Below are 17,142 nucleotides of genomic sequence, written 5' to 3'. Positions count from 1 at the left end.
CGAGGACCGTTGGGAACACTTCCGGCCCATGGGTGAAGCACTGGCCGGTCGTCGGCGCTGGATCTGGGTCGCCGCGGCTGTCGTCGTGCTCGCGCTGATCGTGTACGGAGTCGTCCGCGCGCTGAGCGCCGACGCCGAACAGACGCCGAAAGCGGCCGCCACGGTGGCGGTCGATCGCGGCGCGGTGACCACCGAGGTGGCGACCACCGGGACGTTGCAGCCGGCACAGACGCGGAGTCTCTCGTTCGCGGTATCGGGCACGGTGGAGAGCGTGGCGGTGCGCGCCGGCACCACGGTCACCGCCGGGCAGGTGCTGGCGAAGGTCGACGACACCGACGCGGCCGAGGCCGTCTCCGACGCGCAGGACGCGCTCGACGACGCCGAGGACGCGCTGACCGAGGCCCGGGAGAGCTCGGCCGCGGCCACCAGCTCGGCGACGACGGGCACGACCACGTCCTGCGGTACGAACGTCGCCGCCGCGTACGTCATGGGAACCGGAACCACCGCGACCCCGACGCCCACCGCGACCACCTCATCGCCGACGTCGAAGCCGACGTCTACCGCGACGGCCTCGCCCACCGCGAGCCCGACGGCGACCGCGACCCGTACGACCAGTCCCAAGCCGACAGCGACCCGGACCACCGCGCCGGCCAAGACGACGTCTCCCGGGCGCACCGGCGGCGCGCCGGCCGGCGGAAACACCGGTGGCGGCAACACGGGAGGCGCCCCGGCGGGCGGCGGCACCGGAAACACCGGCGGCAACTGCGGCAATTCGGGCGGCAGCACGTCCGGGGGTCAGCAAGGCGGGACTCAAGGCGGGCAGCAGGGCGGCGGATCCGACGCCGTCCTCAGCGCCCAGCAACGCGTCACCCAGGCCACCACCACGCTCGAGAACGCCGAGGACGCCCTCGAAGGCGCGACCATCACCGCGCCCATCGCCGGCCGGATCATCAGCGTCGGCGGCAAGGTCGGCAGCCAGGTCAACTCCGGCTCCACCTTCGTCACCCTGGCCGACGTCTACGACATGCAGATCAGCGCCGACTTCCCCGAGGCCGACGCCGACCGCCTCGCGGTCAAGCAGAAAGCCGTGATCACCCTCGCCGACCGTCCGGGCAAGGAGTTCAAGGCGACCGTCGTGCAGGTCGACCCGGTCGGCACCAGCGACGGCACCATGGTCCGCTACGGCGTCGTGCTCGCCTTCGACGACTCCCCGGAGGATCTGCTCGTCGGCCAGAGCGCCTCGGTCAAGGTCACCACCGGCTCCAAGGAGGAGGTGCTGCGTGTTCCCAGCACCGCCGTCCACGACGTCGAGGGCACCTCGGGCACCGTGCTCAAGGGCGGCTCCGAGGTCAAGGTGACCGTCGGCCTCCGCGGCGACCAGTACACCGAGGTCAGCGCGGGCCTGTCCGAGGGCGACGAGGTGACGCGATCGTGGTGAGAAAGGTGAAACCTCAGGGTCTTCATAGGGAATTCAAAGACTGCGTTGATATCCCTTCCAGGTGCTGACTGAAACCGTGGCCCCGGCGCGTGTCGCCCGGGTGCTCGTCGTCGACGACGAGCCGAACATCTCCGCCCTGCTGAGCGCCACGCTGCGCCTCGTCGAGTTCGAGGTGCGGGTGGCCGACTCGGGCCACAAGGCGCTGGTGGCGATGGAGGAGTTCGAGCCCGACCTGGTCGTGCTCGACGTGATGCTGCCCGACCTGGACGGCTTCGACGTGGCCCGGCGGCTGCGCTCGACCGGCTCCCGGGTGCCGGTGCTCTTCCTGACCGCCCGCGACGCCGTCGAGGACCGCATCTCGGGGCTGTCGGCCGGCGCCGACGACTACGTGACCAAGCCGTTCAGCCTGGAGGAGGTCGTGCTGCGCATCCGGGCCATCCTGCGCCGCAGCCAGCCCGACCTGGAGGCCCCCGAGACGGGTGTGCTGCGCTACGCCGACCTGGAGATGAACGAGGACGCGCACGAGGTCCGCCGCGCGGGACGGCTCATCGACCTTTCACCGACCGAGTTCAACCTGCTCAAGTACCTGCTGATCAACGCCGGCCGGGTGGTCAGCAAGGCGCAGATCCTCGACCGGGTCTGGAAGTACGACTTCGGCGGCGACGGGCGGATCGTCGAGTCGTACGTCTACTACCTGCGCCGCAAGATCGACAAGACCGACCCGCCGCTGATCCACACCGTACGCGGGGTGGGTTATGCCTTGAGACTTCCTCGCGGCGAAGAGTGAGGCCGAGGCGCTGGGGGCACTGGACCCTCCGTTCGCGGCTGGTCCTGGTCGTCGGCGCGCTCGCCGCGGTCGCGCTGGTGCTCGCCAACGTCGCCGGTGTCCTGCTCATCCGTTCCTACCTGCTTCAACGGATCGACGATCAACTGCGGGGGATGACGCGGCCGTACGCCGCCGCGCCGCGCCCCGACGCGGGTTTCTTCCCCCGCAACCGCGTGCTGCGTCTCGGCCCGGACCAGGTCGTCTACGTCTACAACGCCGACGGCACCCTCGACACGTCGCTCAGCTCGACCGCCGACGCCAATCGGCCGGCTGTCGAGGCGTACACCAAAGTCACCGAAAGAGAAGCCGGCCGCCCCTTCACCGTCGCGGCGCGCGACGGTAGTGCCGACTGGCGGCTGATCGCGGTGGCCAACGCGGAGACCGGCGGTGTCGCGGTGATGGGGCTGTCCCTGTCGGAGGTGCAGCAGACCACCGAGACGCTCGTGCTGATCGACGCCGGGGTCAGCCTGCTCCTGCTGGCCCTGCTCGGGCTGGGCGCCGCCTTCGTGGTGCGGCTCGGCCTGCGCCCGCTGACCGACATGGAGCGCCTGGCCACCGACATCTCGGCCGGCAACCTCTCGGGCCGGGTCGCCGACACCGACCCGCACACCGAGCCGGGCCGGCTCGGCTCGGCGCTCAACTCGATGCTGAGCCGCATCGAGGCCGAGGTCGACGCCCGCACCACGTCCGAGCGCAAGCTGCGGCAGTTCGTGGCCGACGCCTCGCACGAGTTGCGGACGCCGTTGACCTCGATCCGCGGCTTCGCCGAGCTGTACCGGCGCGGCGGCGCCCCGCCCGGTCCGGCGCTGGACGAGACGATGAGCCGCATCGAGTCGGAGGCGGGCCGGATGGGCGTGCTGGTCGAGGACATGCTTCTGCTGGCCCGGCTCGACCGGCAGCGCACGCCCAAGCGCAAGCCGGTCGACCTGCTGGAGATCGCCGCCGACACGATCCGCGACGCGCACGCCCGCGTGCCCGACCGCCCGGTGCTGCTGGCCGGCCTGGAGGACGACGACGACACGTTCGAGCCGGCCACCGTCCTCGGCGACGAGCACGGCCTGCGCCAGGTCGCGACCAACCTCGTGGCCAACGCTCTTCAGCACACGCCTGCTCAGGCCAGAGTCACGGTCCGGGTGGGGAGGGTGCCGGCTCGGCCGCCGGCTGACGGCAGCGTGCTTTCGGGCCCGATCTCGTACGAGGCCACGCCGCTCGCCGTCCTCGAGGTGACCGACGACGGGCCGGGCGTCCCGGCCACGCACGCCTCCCGGGTGTTCGAGCGCCTCTACCGGGCCGACTCCAGCCGTACGAGGGGAAAGGGCGGAGGTTCCGGCCTCGGCCTGTCCATCGTGGCCGCCATCGTGCACGGTCACGGAGGGTGGGTCGAGCTGGACGCCCCACGCGAGGGCGGCGCGACCTTCCGGGTGTTGTTGCCCACCAACGGTGACACGGCGTGATCTTTCCGAGGTGGCTCCGAGGTTGCTAGGAAGCTCCTCCCAGGCCGCTTCGCCACAGTGTCCGGCATGCCAGCGCGCCTCAACCTGCGACGTCCTTCGGTGGCGGTCAACACCGCCCTCGGCGTCGCCCTCGTAGCCGGGGGTTTCTGGGCGTACCAGACCCTCTCCGGATCGGACTCCACCCCGGCGGCCAACGCGTCGGCCCGCACGATGGCGGTGCAGACGGGCACGGTCACCAAGACCGTGACCGCGGACGGCACGCTCGAGAGCGGCAGCACCGCGAGCGCCAGTTTCGTCACCGGCGGCACCGTCACCGCCATCAACGTGAAGGTCGGTGACAAGGTCACCAAGGGCCAGGTGCTGGCCAAGGTCGACCCGGCCGAGGCGCAGCGCTCCCTGGACGCGGCCAACGCCGACCTCGACGCCGCCCAGGACTCGCTCACCCGGGCCGAGGACGCCGGCTCCGACACCTCGTCGGCCGAGAACGAGGTCGAGCAGGCCGAGCTGGCCGTCGACGAGGCCGAGGCCGGCGTCACCGGCACCGTACTCAAGGCCCCGATGGCCGGCACGGTCACCGCGGTCAACGGCACGCTCGGCAGCTCCTCCTCGGGCACCGGCTCGTCGTCCTCGTCCGCCGGGGGCGGCCAGCAGGGCGGCGGCGCAACTTCTTCTTCGAGCGCGTCGTCGAGCTCCTCCTCGGGCTTCATCGACATCGCCGACCTGACCAAGCTGCAGGTCACCGCCTCGTTCGCCGAGGCCGACGCGACCAAGCTCAAGGAGAAGCAGGCCGCCGAGGTCACCTGGAACGCGCTCAACAACACCACGGCCACGGCCGAGGTCGCGGCGATCGACCCGTCGGCCACGACCTCCAACAACGTGGTCACGTACGGGGTGACGCTGACCCTGGACAAGGTGCCGGCCGGCGCCAAGGCGGGGCAGACGGTCTCGGTCGCGGTCACCACCGGCAGCGTCGAGAACGCGGTCTACGTCAACTCGGCCGCGATCACCACGGTCGGCAACCGGCACACGGTCACCGTGGTCAGCAACGGCGCCTCCGAGACGCGCTCGGTCGAGATCGGCCTCGAGGGCGACAGCGCCACCCAGGTCACCTCCGGGCTCACCGCGGGCGAGCAGGTCGAGCTGAAGACCACTTCCAGCAGTACGTCGGGTAACGGCACCACCGGCGGCGGCTTCCCGGGCGGCGGCGGTCAGGGCGGCTTCCCCGGCGGTGGCGGCAACCTCGGCGGTGGCGGCGGCAACTTCGGCGGCGGGGGCGGACGATGACCCGCCCGGTCCTGGACGTCCGCGACCTCAAGAAGATCTACGGGCAGGGCGAGGCGACCGTGCACGCGCTGCGCGGGGTGTCGGTGACCGTCGACCGCGGCGACTACGTGGCCATCATGGGCTCGTCCGGCTCCGGCAAGTCGACACTGATGAACATCCTCGGCGCCCTCGACATCCCGACCTCCGGCACCTATCTGCTGGACGGCGTCGACGTCAGCCGGCTGGGCGACCGGCAGCTGGCCATGGCCCGCAACCGGCTCATCGGCTTCATCTTCCAGTCGTTCAACCTCATCCCCCGCACGTCGGCCGTGGCCAACGTCGAGCTTCCTTTGGCGTACGCCGGAGTCAAGCCCAAGGAGCGCAGAAAGCGCGCCATGGCCGCCCTCGACGTCGTGGGGCTGGCCGATCGGGCCCGGCACGAGCCGAACCAGCTCTCCGGTGGCCAGCAGCAGCGCGTGGCGGTGGCCCGGGCGCTGGTCACCGAGCCGGCCCTGCTGCTGGCCGACGAGCCGACCGGAAACCTCGACAGCCGCTCCACCGACGACGTGCTCAACGTCTTCGACCAGCTCAGCTCGTCCGGGCGCACGATCGTGCTGATCACCCACGAGCCCGAGGTGGGCGACCGGGCCAAGCGGCTGATCCGCCTGGTCGACGGCAACATCGTCACCGACCAGCGGCAGTCGCCGATCAACCAGCCGCCGGTCGGCGCCTTCGCCGGGAGGCACTCACTGTGAGTTTTTACGAGGTCGTACGGTTCGCGCTGCGCGGGCTGTCGGCGAACAAGCTCCGCTCGGCGCTGACCATGCTCGGCATCCTGATCGGTGTGGCGGCGGTGATCCTGCTGGTCGCGGTCGGCAACGGCTCGGCCAAGGCGATCAGCGACCGGATCGAGGCGCTCGGCACCAACACCATCACGGTGATGAGCACCGGCCGCGGCGGGTCGAGCAGTACCGCGCTGACCAAGGACATGGCCGACGCACTGGTCGACCCGGTGCTCGCGCCCGACGTGAAATCGGTGTCGCCGGTGGTCAGCTCGTCGGCCACCGTCACTTACGAGGGCACCGACCACGACGTGAGCTCGTTCGTCGGCACCACGCCGGGCTGGTTCACCGCGTCGAACACGCCGGTCGGGCAGGGCGCCGGCTTCACCGCCGACGACGAGGCACAGGGCCGCCGGGTCGTGGTGATCGGGCAGACCGTGGCCGAGGAGCTCTTCCCCGGCGTCGACCCGATCGACAAGCAGGTCACCGTCGGCGGGGCGCTCTTCACGGTCGTCGGCGTGCTCGACGAGAAGAGCTCGACGGGTTTCCAGGACGCCAACGACACGGCCGTCGCGCCGCTGACCGCCGTACGGCAGGTTCTCACAGGTTATGGCTCGTTGAACTCGATCCTGGTCGAGGCGGCCGACCCGGACAAGGTGGACGCGGTTCAGTCCGAGGTCTCCACAATCCTCGACCAGAAGCTGAACGTGACTGGCACGACCACGCCCTACCGCATTCAGAACGCGTCCCAGCTGCTGGCGACCCAGACCGAGACGGCCGACACGTTCACCACGCTGCTCGGCGCCGTGGCCGCGATCAGCCTGCTCGTAGGCGGCATCGGCATCACCAACATCATGCTGGTCACGGTGACCGAGCGGACCCGCGAGATCGGCATCCGCAAGGCACTGGGCGCCCCGCGCCGGGTCATCCTGACCCAGTTCCTGATCGAGGCGACGCTGCTCAGCGTCATCGGCGGCGCCCTGGGCGTGGCCGCGGCCCTGATCGGCAGCAGCTTCGAGATCGTCGGGGTCAAACCGGTGATCGTGCCCAGCTCCGTGGGGCTCGCCCTGGGCGTCTCCATCGCGATCGGACTGTTCTTCGGCGGCCTGCCGGCCAGCCGCGCCGCCCGGCTGCGTCCCATCGACGCGCTGCGCTACGAGTGAGGACCCGCAGTCATGACAATGAACGACGACACCGCCGTGCTCCGTCTGGACGAGAAGCGCGACGACGATGACGGCTTCGCCACCGAGCTGGCGAAGGCGGCGCCCAAGCGCTGGTGGAACAAGGGCACGGTGGTGCTGGGCGCGGTCGTGCTGCTGGTCGGCGGCTTCGCCGGCGGGCTGCAGGCCCAGAAGCAGTGGGGCGACTCCGGCACGGCCGGCGGCGGGAACCGGGCGGCGGCGTTCGGCGGCGGCCAGAACCGCGCGGGCTACGGCGCCGCGGGCGGCTTCCCCGGCGGCGGCCAAGGCCTCCCGGGCGCGGCACCGACCGCCGCCGCCTCGGCCGCGGCCGCGGCCACGACGGGCAAGGTGAAGCTGGTCAACGGCACCACGATCTACGTGGAGACGGCCGACGGCACCGTGGTGACCGTCAAGACGGACGGCAAGACGAAGGTCTCGACGGCCACGTCGGGCAAGGTCGCGGACGTGAAGGCCGGCCAGTCGGTCACCGTCCAGGGCGCGGCCGGCACCGACGGCGCGGTCACCGCGACCTCGGTGACGGCGCAGAAGTGAACATGAAAAATATGTCCTGAGCAGTATGTATGTGACATTGTCAATACGTGCGAACCCATTGATGAGTCCCCTCCGTATTCCTAGGCTGAGTGCCAGCTGGGAGCGGAGGGGGTGGGCGCCGTGCTGCCCGAGGGAACCGCCCTGCGAGGGCGCGATGAGCTCCTTGCCACGATCGAGAGCCGGCTCGCCACAGGCGGCGGCATCGCCCTGCACGGCCCGGCCGGCATCGGCAAGACGGCCCTGCTCGACGCGGTCGCCTCGGCGGCGGCCGCCCGCGGCGAGCTCGTAATCCGGTTGCGGCCCGTGCGCAGCGAGCACGCGTTGCCGTACGCCGGAATCTCCGACCTGGTGACCCAGCTCCCGGAAGAGGCGGCGGCCGGCCTGCCACCCGCCCAGCGCGCCGCCCTGGCCGCCCTGCGCCAGGGCCTGCCCCCGCGGGCGGGCGCCCCCGCCCTGGCCCGCCGCCTGGTCCTGCCGCTGCTGCTGGCCCGAGCCGCCCGCTGCCAGCCCGTCCTGCTCGTCCTCGACGACTGCCAGTGGCTGGACGCCGAGTCGGCCGAGCTCATAGCCTTCGCCATGCGCCGCCGCCCGGGCCCCCGAGTCCGCGCGATAGCCGCCCAGCGCCGCCCCGACGCCCCACCACCCGGGCTCGCGAGGGCCCACCCGGACATTTCGCCCCGGCAGACTGGGCTGGACAGTCCGGACATTTCGCCCCCACGGGCAAGGTTGGACAGCCCGGACTCTTCGCCCTCGCGGACAGGGTTGGACGGCCGGGACACTTCGCCCCCACAGGCAGGGTTGGACAGCCCGAACACTTCGCCCGCTTCGGCGGGGAGGGGCCGCTCCGGCATTTCACCCGCTTCGGCGGGGAGGGGCCGCTCCGGCATTTCACCCGCTTCGGCGGGGAAGGGCCGCTCCGACATTTCACCCGCGCTGGGTGGGCAGGAGGAGCCTGATACTTCCCGCGCGCCGGCGGGCAGGGGGCATCCCGATATTTCGTCCGAGCTGAGCGAGCAGGAGGAGTCGGATATTTCGCCCGCCCCGGCCGGAAGGGAGCGCTCCGCCAATTCGCCCACACTGGGTGGGCGGGGACGGCCGGAGGCCGTGTCCGCGCGGGTCGGGCAGGAGCAGTCGGATCTTCCGCTTGGACCGGTGGGGCCGGGGAATCCGGACGTCTCGCCCGGGCGGGTCGGGCAGGAGCAGTCGGATCTCCCGCTTGGACGGATGGGGCCGGGGAATCCGGACCTCTCGCCCGGGCGGGTCGGGCAGGAGCAGTCGGATCTCCCGCTTGGACCGGTGGGGCCGGAGATTCCGGACTTCTCGCCCGCGCGGGTAGGGAAGGGTCGCTCCGGCGTTCCGCCCGTGCCGAATGGGTGGAAAAAGTCGGGAATTTCGCCCGTGCCGGCCGAGAAAGAGCACTCCGGTACCCCCATGCTGGCCGGGCGCGAGCAACTGGCGGTTATGTCGACGCGGCCCGGACGGGAGCAGTCGGATATCTCGCCCGCCTCGGTGGTGAGGGAGCAACCCGACATTTTGCCCGCGCGAGGTGGGTTGGGGCGGTCGGAGGTGCTGCCCGCGCAGGGTGGGTTGGGGCGGTCGGAGGTGCTGCCCGCGCAGGGTGGGTTGGGGCGGTCGGAGGCGCTGCCCGCGCAGGGTGGGTTGGGGCGGCCGGAGGCGCTGCCCGCGCAGGGTGGGTTGGAGCGGCCCGAGGCGCTGCCTGCGCGGGGTGGGCCAGAGCAGTGGGGCGCTGAGGGCTTGGCGCGGGGAAATGGAACTCCGGGGCTGCCGCATCGCGGTGGGCAGCGGCGGGTGGAGGCTGGTGGGCAGCAGCATCGGGCGGCTCGGCTCTGTCCGGCTCCTGTGCTGGAGCTGGCGGTGCCGCCTCTGTCGGCCGATGACCTCACCGAGCTGCTCGAAGCTCGGGGGCTGCCGTGCCGGATCGCCAGCCGGATGCATGAGGCCAGTGCCGGGAATCCGTTTCTTGCGCTGACGCTCGGAGAGGCCGTGGCGCCGGGGCCCGCCTGGCGGCCCGCGCCGTTGCCGGAAGCGGCTCGGGAGATGCTGGGGGAGCGGCTGGCGGCGCTCGGGGCGGAGGTGCGGCGGACGCTTCTCACCGCCGCGCTCGCGGTTGAGCCGACCGTCACCGTGCTGCTGCGGGCGGGGCGTGATGACGCCGTACGGGATCTGCGGCATGCCGCCGGGGCCGGTGTGGTCCGGCTCGATGGTGAGGCTGTGCGGTTCACGCCGCCGCTGCTGGCGACCGTCCTCACCGAGGAGGCGGGCGCGCGGGAGCGGGTCGAGGTGCACACCGCCCTGGCCGCCGGGGCCGTGGATCCGGTCGAGGCGCTGCGGCACCGGGCGCTGCGCAACGGGCGGCCGGACGCGGCCGTGGCCCGCTCGCTGGCCACCGCCGCCGACCGGTGCGCCGAGCGGGGTGCCGGGCGCACCGCCGCCGAGCTCTATCTGCTCGCCGCCGACCGGTGCCCGCACACGCACGCTGCGCTGCGGCTCGACTGGCTGGTCGCCGCCGCCCGTACCGCCCTCACCGCGGGCGCGGGCACGCTCGCCGGGCGGGCAGCCGAAGCGGTGATCGCGGGCGGGGCGCCGGCGGGGCACCGGGTGCGGGCCCGGGTCGTGCTGCTCGACCTGGCCGGGCAGGGGCTGGCCGACATGGGTGAGACGTTCGCCGCCGCGCTGGCCGAGGCCGGCGACGACCCCGCCCTGCTGGCCCCGGTGCGGCTGCGGCTGACCTGGGCCGCCTTTCTCACCGGCGACCCCGACGCGGCCGAGGCCGAGGCCGGCCGGACCGTGGGCGCCGCCCGCAGCGCCGGCGACCCGACCACCGAGGCGATGGCGCTGAGCATTCTCGCGCAGATCCAGCGGCTGCGCGGCGAGGCCGGCTGGCCGCGGACCCTGCGGCAGGCGCTCGCCCTGCCCGCCACCCCGGCGCCGGACTGGCTGCACTACGGGCCGCGCTACATGGCGGCCCGCTTCGCGATGGTCGACGACCGGCTCGACGAGGCCCGTGACGAGCTGCTCAAGCTGCTCGTCGTGGCCGAGCAGGACCGCATCGGGGAGGCCCGGGTCGAGGTGCTGCGCAGCCTGTCCGAGGTGGCCACCCGGGCCGGGAGGTGCCGGGAGGCGCTGCGGTACGCGCACCGGGCCGTCCGGGCCGCCCAGCACGCGGGCCTCAGCCCGGGGCCGACCTGGCACACCGCGGCCGTGGCCGAGCTGGCCGGCGGGAGCCTGGCCGCGGCCACCGGCTTCGCCCGCCGCGGGGTGCGGGCGTCCGAACAGGAGGGTGACACCCTCTACCTGCGGCGCAACCTGCACGCCCTCGGGCAGGCCGAGCTGCGGGCGGGCCGGACCCGGGCCGGGGTGGCCGCGCTGCTGCGGCTGCGCGAGCTGGAGGCCGAGACCGGTGGGGCCGACCCGATGATCGTGCGCTGGCACGGTGATCTGGCCGGTGGGCTGGCCGCGCTGGGTGAGCACGCCGAGGCCGAGGCGATGCTGGCCGAGGCCCGGGCGGCCGTGCACCGGCTCGGCGACCATCCGGGGCTGAGCGGCTATCTGGACCGGGCCACCGCCGTGGTGCTTTCGGAGAGCGGACAGGCCGAGTCGGCCGTACGGCTGTCGGCCGCCGCCGCCCAGCATTTCGCCCAGCTGCATCAGCCCATCGAGCAGGCCCACGCGCTGCTCGTGCAGGGCAGTGCGGAACGCCGGCGCCGGCGGTACGCGGCGGCGCGGGTGGCCATCGGCGCCGCGCTGGCGATCTTCCTGGCGGCCGACGCGAAGCCGTGGGCCGAGCAGACGGAGCGGGCCCTCGCCCGTACGGAAAGCAACTCCGCTCCTTTAGATCTTGGTTTGACCTCGACCGAGCTGCGGATCGCCGCCCTCGTGCGCGACGGCGCGAGCAACCGGGAGATCGCGAGCCGGCTGTTCCTGAGCGTCAAGACGATCGAGGCGACCCTGACCCGCATCTACCGCAAGCTGGGCGTCCGCTCGCGCACGCAGCTGTCCTCGCGGCTGCCGCCAGTGGCGGAGTTCACGTCAAACGTCTGACCAGCAGATTCGGCACGGAGAGTGACCGCCGCTACAGGATTCCAGTGGCGGCAGTCACTTCCGTATCGAACGTTTTACCTGCGTGATTTGGGTATGAAGCCTGCCTCGCGGATCGTTGTAAGGGAAGGCGACGAGGCCTATCGCCATCACGATCCGTTAAGGAGTCGGCCATGCCGTTCACGACCAAGCTTCGCGACGTTCGCACCATCCTGGCGAACCGCCGGACGATGCGGGTCGCCCACCGCAAGCTCACCGACGAGCTGGCGTCGTTCCGTACGACCGCCGAGCGCGCCGAGCTCGACGAGCTCATCAGCCGCCACACCGCCGCCGAGACCGCCGAGATCCGCGCGATCCTCTACCGCCAGGACCTGCACCGTCAGCAGGCCGGCGACCGTCAGACCGCCGGCCTCGGCGGTTACCTCGGCTAGTAGCTAGTGCTTGCGGTCCTCCGGGACCGCTGACTTGGCCCGGATGCTGCCCGCGTGGGCTTTGGCATCCGGGTCTTTTCGTGTCTTCATCAGGCTGGCCACGGTCGTGACGACCAGGATGACCAGGATGACGACCAGCGACAGCGACGTCGAGATCTCGGGCGCCGACTTGGTGACGTCCTCGTGCAGCCAGTGCAGGACCAGCTTGGCCCCGATGAAGGCCAGGATGAGCGACAGGCCGGTGGAGAGGTAGACCAGGCGGTCGAGCAGGCCCTTGACCAGGAAGAAGAGCGCGCGCAGGCCGAGCAGGGCGAACGCGTTGGCCACGAAGACGATGAACGCCTCGTCGGTCACGCCGAACACGGCCGGGATCGAGTCGAGCGCGAACAGCAGGTCGGAGCTGCCGATCGCGATCAGCACGATGAACATCGGGGTGACCACGCGCCGGCCGTCGACCCTGGCGATCATCTTGCCGCCGATGTAGTCGTCGGTGACCGGCAGGAAGCGCTTGCTGGCCTTGACCAGAGCGTTGTCCTCGACGTCGGGATCCTCGTCGCGGTGCCGGAACAGCTGCACCGCCGTGAAGATCAGGATCAGGCCGAAGATCAGGAACATGAAGGAGAAGAGCGAGAGCAGGGTCGCGCCGAGCGCGATGAAGATGACCCGCAGCACCAGCGCGATGATGATGCCGAAGGTCAGGACCTCCTGCTGATATTTCTCGGGCACCGCGAAGGTGCTCATGATGATCACGAAGACGAAGAGGTTGTCGACCGACAGGCTCTTCTCGACGATGTAGCCCGCGAAGTACTGAGCGCCGAAGTCCCAGCCGGCGACCATGCCGAAGACCACACCGAAGGCGACCGCGACGGTGATGTAGAAGATCGACCACGCGGCGGCCTCGCGGAAGCCGACGGCGTGGGGGCGAAGGACGCCCAGGGTCAGGTCGAGGGCGAGCAGGGCGACGATGACACCGATCGTCAACGTCCAGCCGAGCGCGGTGACCTCAAGTGACATGAGTGGGGAACCTCCGGGCGATAAGCGGGGCGGTTGCCGATCAATCGTCCCCGCTTACCCTGGGAGATTCCTGAATAACGCCAGATCTAGCTGGCTTTATGTGACCTGAAAAGATCGTTTGGCCAGGCCCATCCAGAATCCGTCGATCGGCTGCTCGGGCGCCCGCTCCGGGTCGTCGGCCGCGCCCAGGGTCAGGAACATCGGCGCGAAGTGCTCGATGGTCGGGTGTGCCCACGGCATGCCGGGCGCCCGGTCCCGGAAGCCGGCCAGCTCGTCGACGGCGCCGCGGGCCAGCGTCTCGGCGGCCCAGGCGTCGAACTCGCGCGACCAGCCCGGCGCGGCCGCGTCCGGCCGGAAGTCGCGCAGGAACGGCAGGCCGTGGGTGGTGAAGCCGGAGCCGACGATCAGCACGCCCTCGTCACGCAGCGGAGCCAGCCGGCGGCCGATCTCCAGCAGCCGGTCGGGCTCGAGGGTCGGAAGCGACATCTGCAGGACGGGGATGTCGGCGCCGGGATACATGACGGTCAGCGGCACGTACGCACCGTGATCGAGACCGCGGTTGGTGCGGGCCACCGGCTCGTTGTCCGGCATGAGCTTCTCGATGCGGGCGGCCAGCTCGGGTGCGCCCGGCGCCGCGTACGTGACCTCGTAGTACTTCCGCTCGAAGCCGCCGAAGTCGTAGACCAGCGGCACCGGCTCGGTCGCGCCCAGCATGAGCGGCGCCGACTCCCAGTGGGCCGAGGCCATCAGGATCGCCTTGGGCCGGGGCAGGCCGGCGGTCAGCTCCTCGAGCTGGCTCACCCAGCGCGCGTCGTCGACCAGCGGCGGAGCGCCGTGGCTGAGGAACAGGGCGGGCATGCGGGCCATGAGTGCCTCCGTTGAAGGTTCAAGTTTCACGGTCTACGGTACGCCGGTTTACTTGTAGCGTCAACTAAACTGCACTGCAATTACCCTCAGTGTTCACGCGCCGTAGGGGCGACAATCCGTTATTGAGCAGGTGCAGAAAATAACCGGGGAGTTGATCTTGCGGTCAGTCCACTTCGGTGTTCGTTAAATTCCCTTTACGGGTGTCGTCCCCCGGTCGTGGAATGCCTGGTAGATGCACTCTTGCATCCTGCATCCTCGATGGCTGCACATCGGACTGAAAATTAGTCTCATGAGGACATTGCGCCGAGATCAGCGCGCTGGCATGCTACCCGATGTCGTGCTGGGGGGCGCTCACCGTAACGTTCGTGTCGAGCCACCGAAACTACTCTCGGTAGTCACCGCGCGAAGTTCACCGCAAGTCACGGCGCGACTAGGCGCGCGCGTGGAGAGGAGGCCCGGCAGTGGCGACATCGCCGCAGCTACCCCTCGCCGATGATCTGTTTCTCACCGCCCACGACTCGGTCAAGGGCAAGTGCCAGCTCTCCCCGGCCACCCTCGGCCTCGGCATGGCCGCCGCCCTGATCGGCGAGCTGGTGCTCTGGCGCCGGCTCGACCTGGTCGACGGCAAGATCCAGATCATCGACGACCGCCCCACCGGGGATCCGGCGGCCACCGCCGTCCTCGACCAATTGCTGCGCGAGGGCCACCACCGGGCCATCCGCGACTGGATCTCGTTCCTGGCCACCGGCATCGCGGTCGACCTGGTCGAGCGCCGGCTGTCGCGCGCGGGCCTGGTGCAGCGCCAGGAGAAACGCGGCCTGTTCGGCAGCAAGGTGTCGTTCGTGCCGAGCGACTCGATGATCGCCGGCTGGCCCGCCACCCGCATCCGCACCTTCATCGGCCGCGGCGAGATGCTCGACGTCCCCGACCTGGTGCTGGCCGGGCTCATCCTCGCCACCGGGCTCGACCAGCACGTCTTCGTCACCCTCGACGCCCGCGGCCGCAGCCAGCTGTTCGACCAGCTCAAGCGCCGACTCCCCGCCATGCTGCACGAGCTGGTCAGCCAGACCGAGGCCGCGGTCGGCGACGCCGTCATGGCCCGCCGCGCCTGATCCACACCGGACCACCCACCCCCTTCCCACAACCCCCTCAATGGAGATCCGCGTGTCCACCACGTCTACACAACCCCCTGAACAGAGCCAGCTGTCGAACGCACTGGCCCGCGACCGGCTCGGCGTCGCCGCGGTCGTCTTCTTCGTCATGTCCGCGGCCGCGCCGCTCACCGTCGTCGCCGGCGTGGTGCCGACCGGTCTCGCCGTCACCGGCCTGACCGGCATCTCCATCGCCTTCGTGGCGGTCGCCCTCGTACTGGCGATCTTCGCGGTCGGCTACGTCGCCATGGCCCGCCACATCGCCAACGCCGGCGCGTTCTACGCCTACATCTCCCAGGGACTCGGCCGGCCGCTCGGCGTCGGCGCCTCCTGGGTGGCCCTGCTCGCGTACAACATGTTCCAGATCGCCTCGTACGGCGGCTTCGGCGCCATCGCGGCCCCGCTGTTCTCCGACTGGTTCGGCGTCGACATCCAGTGGTGGATCCTCGCGCTGATCTGCTGGGCGCTGACCGCCGTCCTGGGCGTGCTCGACGTCGCCGTCAACGGCAAGGTGCTCGCGACGCTGCTGGTCGCCGAGATCGTCGTCGTGATCGCGTTCAGCTTCGCCGACATCTTCTCGCCGAACTTCTCGGCCTCCTCGGCCCCGCTCGACCCCGGCACGCTGGTCGGCGCCGGCTCGGGCGCCCTGCTGGTCATGGCCGTCACCGGCTTCGTCGGCTTCGAGCAGTCGGTCGTGTTCTCCGAGGAGTCGCGCGACCCGCGCCGCACGGTCTCCCGCGCCACCTATCTCTCGGTCGCCATCATCGCCGTGCTCTACGGCTTCGCCGCCTGGGCCATGATCTCGGCCGCCGGTGACGACGTCGTCGGCCGCGCCGCCAACGAGGGCCCCGACCTGTTCTTCAACGTCGCGTCCGACCAGCTCGGCGGCGCCGCCCTGCACATCGGGCACGCGCTGTTCCTGACCTCGCTGATCGCCGCGATGATCTCGTTCCACAACATCATCTCGCGTTACACGTTCTCGCTCGGCCGCGAGGGCGTGCTGCCCCGCGCGTTCGGCAAGACCGTCCCCGGCACCGGCGCGCCCAAGAACGGCTCGCTGGCCCAGTCGGCCCTCGGCCTGATCGCCATCGTCGTCTACGCCGTGAACGGCTGGGACCCGCTGGTCAACATGTTCTTCTGGGGCGGCACCGCCGGTGGCCTGGGCGTGCTGATCCTGGTCAGCATCACCTCGATCGCCGTCATCGGCTACTTCCTCAAGCACCCCGAGGGCGAGGACTTCTGGCACCGCATCGGCGCCCCCGTCCTCAGCACCATCCTGCTGATCATCATGACCTACCTGGCCATCGACAACATCGCGACGCTGCTCGGTGTCGAGCCCGGCAGCGCGCCCGCGATCGTCGTGCCGCTGTCGTTCGCCGTTCTGTTCGCCGCCGGTTTCGTCTGGGCGCTGATCCTGCGTTCCAGCAACCCCCAGGTCTACGCCGGCATCGGGCTCGGAGCCCGCAGCGCCACCGCAACGGGGGGCGGCGGGTTCTCCGCGGCCCTCGCCAGCACCGAGGAGAGCAAGTGAGCTACGGCACCATCCGTCCCGCCCGCGAGAACGAGATCGCCGACGTCGGTCTGCTGATCAGCCACTCGTTCTTCGAGCTGGACGCCAACCGGTACCTCGTGCCGTCGCTGGACGACCGGCTGCGGGTGATGGCCGACTTCTTCACGCTGCTGACCGAGTCCGCGGCCCGGGTCGACGTGATCGACCACCCGGACGGCGAGGGCCTGGTGGCGACGGCGGTGTGGTTCGACTACACCAAGGAGTCGGCCGGACCGGAGAACTACGAGGAGCGTCTCAAGGCGCTGGCCGGTGACTACCACGACCGGTTCGTCGCGCTGGACGAGCTCTTCGAGAAGCACCATCCGCACGACCCGCACTGGCACCTGGCGTTCCTGGCGGTCCACCCCGACCACCAGCACCACGGTCTGGGCAGCCTGCTGATGAACCGCACGCACGACGAGCTCAAGGAGGCCGGCACGCCGGTGTACCTCGAGGCGACGAACCACAACAACGTGCGGCTGTACCGCCGGACCGGCTACGTGGACATGGATCCGTTCGAGATGCTGCTGCCGGACGGCACGGCGTTCTACCGGATGTGGCACGCGGCCTGATCA

The 17,142-nt window shown here is 70.9% G+C and carries 14 protein-coding genes; 12 read left to right on the top strand and 2 right to left on the bottom strand.

Annotated features, from left to right (window positions below):
• The first annotated feature begins 28 nt into the window (after nucleotides 1–28).
• From CRP55_RS21975 to CRP55_RS21930, 9 genes are all read left to right on the top strand, one after another.
• Nucleotides 29–1,438, top strand: coding sequence for an efflux RND transporter periplasmic adaptor subunit (locus tag CRP55_RS21975; protein ID WP_097321996.1), 1,410 nt, complete (start codon nucleotides 29–31; stop codon nucleotides 1,436–1,438).
• Nucleotides 1,439–1,502: 64 nt separating this feature from the next.
• A complete protein-coding gene (locus CRP55_RS21970; RefSeq protein ID WP_438865807.1) occupies nucleotides 1,503–2,225 on the top strand; it encodes a response regulator transcription factor in 723 nt (240 codons plus the stop codon).
• Nucleotides 2,222–3,718 (top strand): sensor histidine kinase, encoded by a 1,497-nt coding sequence (locus CRP55_RS21965; protein WP_218854666.1) that lies wholly within the window; start codon nucleotides 2,222–2,224, stop codon nucleotides 3,716–3,718. The genes CRP55_RS21970 and CRP55_RS21965 overlap by 4 nt, the downstream gene beginning before the upstream one ends.
• A gap of 66 nt (nucleotides 3,719–3,784) precedes the next feature.
• Nucleotides 3,785–5,002, top strand: coding sequence for an efflux RND transporter periplasmic adaptor subunit (locus CRP55_RS21960; protein ID WP_097322103.1), 1,218 nt, complete (start codon nucleotides 3,785–3,787; stop codon nucleotides 5,000–5,002).
• On the top strand, nucleotides 4,999–5,736 hold the full coding sequence (locus CRP55_RS21955; RefSeq protein WP_097321994.1) for an ABC transporter ATP-binding protein: 738 nt from the start codon (nucleotides 4,999–5,001) through the stop codon (nucleotides 5,734–5,736). The genes CRP55_RS21960 and CRP55_RS21955 overlap by 4 nt, the downstream gene beginning before the upstream one ends.
• A complete protein-coding gene (locus CRP55_RS21950; protein ID WP_097321993.1) occupies nucleotides 5,733–6,926 on the top strand; it encodes an ABC transporter permease in 1,194 nt (397 codons plus the stop codon). Before CRP55_RS21955 ends, CRP55_RS21950 begins: the two co-directional genes overlap by 4 nt.
• A 12-nt stretch (nucleotides 6,927–6,938) precedes the next feature.
• Nucleotides 6,939–7,496 (top strand): hypothetical protein, encoded by a 558-nt coding sequence (locus tag CRP55_RS21945; protein WP_245923277.1) that lies wholly within the window; start codon nucleotides 6,939–6,941, stop codon nucleotides 7,494–7,496.
• 120 nt (nucleotides 7,497–7,616) lie between these two features.
• Complete coding sequence (locus tag CRP55_RS54795) at nucleotides 7,617–11,558, top strand: AAA family ATPase (protein ID WP_438865805.1); 3,942 nt, start codon at nucleotides 7,617–7,619, stop codon at nucleotides 11,556–11,558.
• A gap of 170 nt (nucleotides 11,559–11,728) precedes the next feature.
• On the top strand, nucleotides 11,729–11,986 hold the full coding sequence (locus CRP55_RS21930) for a hypothetical protein (RefSeq protein WP_097321991.1): 258 nt from the start codon (nucleotides 11,729–11,731) through the stop codon (nucleotides 11,984–11,986).
• A 3-nt stretch (nucleotides 11,987–11,989) separates the two neighbouring features.
• On the opposite strand, the gene CRP55_RS21925 is transcribed toward CRP55_RS21930, so the two are convergent.
• Both CRP55_RS21925 and CRP55_RS21920 read right to left on the bottom strand, forming a co-directional pair.
• Nucleotides 11,990–13,000, bottom strand: coding sequence for a TerC/Alx family metal homeostasis membrane protein (locus tag CRP55_RS21925; RefSeq protein WP_097321990.1), 1,011 nt, complete (start codon nucleotides 12,998–13,000; stop codon nucleotides 11,990–11,992).
• 96 nt (nucleotides 13,001–13,096) lie between these two features.
• Entirely contained in the window at nucleotides 13,097–13,867 is a 771-nt protein-coding gene (locus CRP55_RS21920; RefSeq protein ID WP_245923275.1) for a dioxygenase family protein, read from the bottom strand.
• A gap of 461 nt (nucleotides 13,868–14,328) precedes the next feature.
• On the opposite strand from CRP55_RS21920, the gene CRP55_RS21915 reads away from it, so the two are divergent.
• The 3 genes from CRP55_RS21915 to CRP55_RS21905 are packed head-to-tail and all read left to right on the top strand — an operon-like array spanning nucleotide 14,329 to nucleotide 17,139.
• The gene (locus tag CRP55_RS21915) at nucleotides 14,329–14,979 is read left to right on the top strand and encodes a GOLPH3/VPS74 family protein (protein WP_097321989.1); all 651 of its coding nucleotides are present in this window, start codon (nucleotides 14,329–14,331) and stop codon (nucleotides 14,977–14,979) included.
• A gap of 52 nt (nucleotides 14,980–15,031) precedes the next feature.
• On the top strand, nucleotides 15,032–16,549 hold the full coding sequence (locus tag CRP55_RS21910; protein WP_245923273.1) for an APC family permease: 1,518 nt from the start codon (nucleotides 15,032–15,034) through the stop codon (nucleotides 16,547–16,549).
• Nucleotides 16,546–17,139: a GNAT family N-acetyltransferase gene (locus CRP55_RS21905; RefSeq protein WP_097321987.1), complete on the top strand. Its 594-nt coding sequence runs from the start codon at nucleotides 16,546–16,548 to the stop codon at nucleotides 17,137–17,139. The genes CRP55_RS21910 and CRP55_RS21905 overlap by 4 nt, the downstream gene beginning before the upstream one ends.
• The last annotated feature ends 3 nt before the right edge of the window (nucleotides 17,140–17,142 follow it).

It is taken from the genome of Paractinoplanes atraurantiacus (assembly GCF_900215205.1).
In the GTDB taxonomy this organism is placed as follows: Bacteria; Actinomycetota; Actinomycetes; order Mycobacteriales; family Micromonosporaceae; genus Actinoplanes; species Actinoplanes atraurantiacus.
This window is presented reverse-complemented; position numbering and strand designations above follow the sequence as displayed.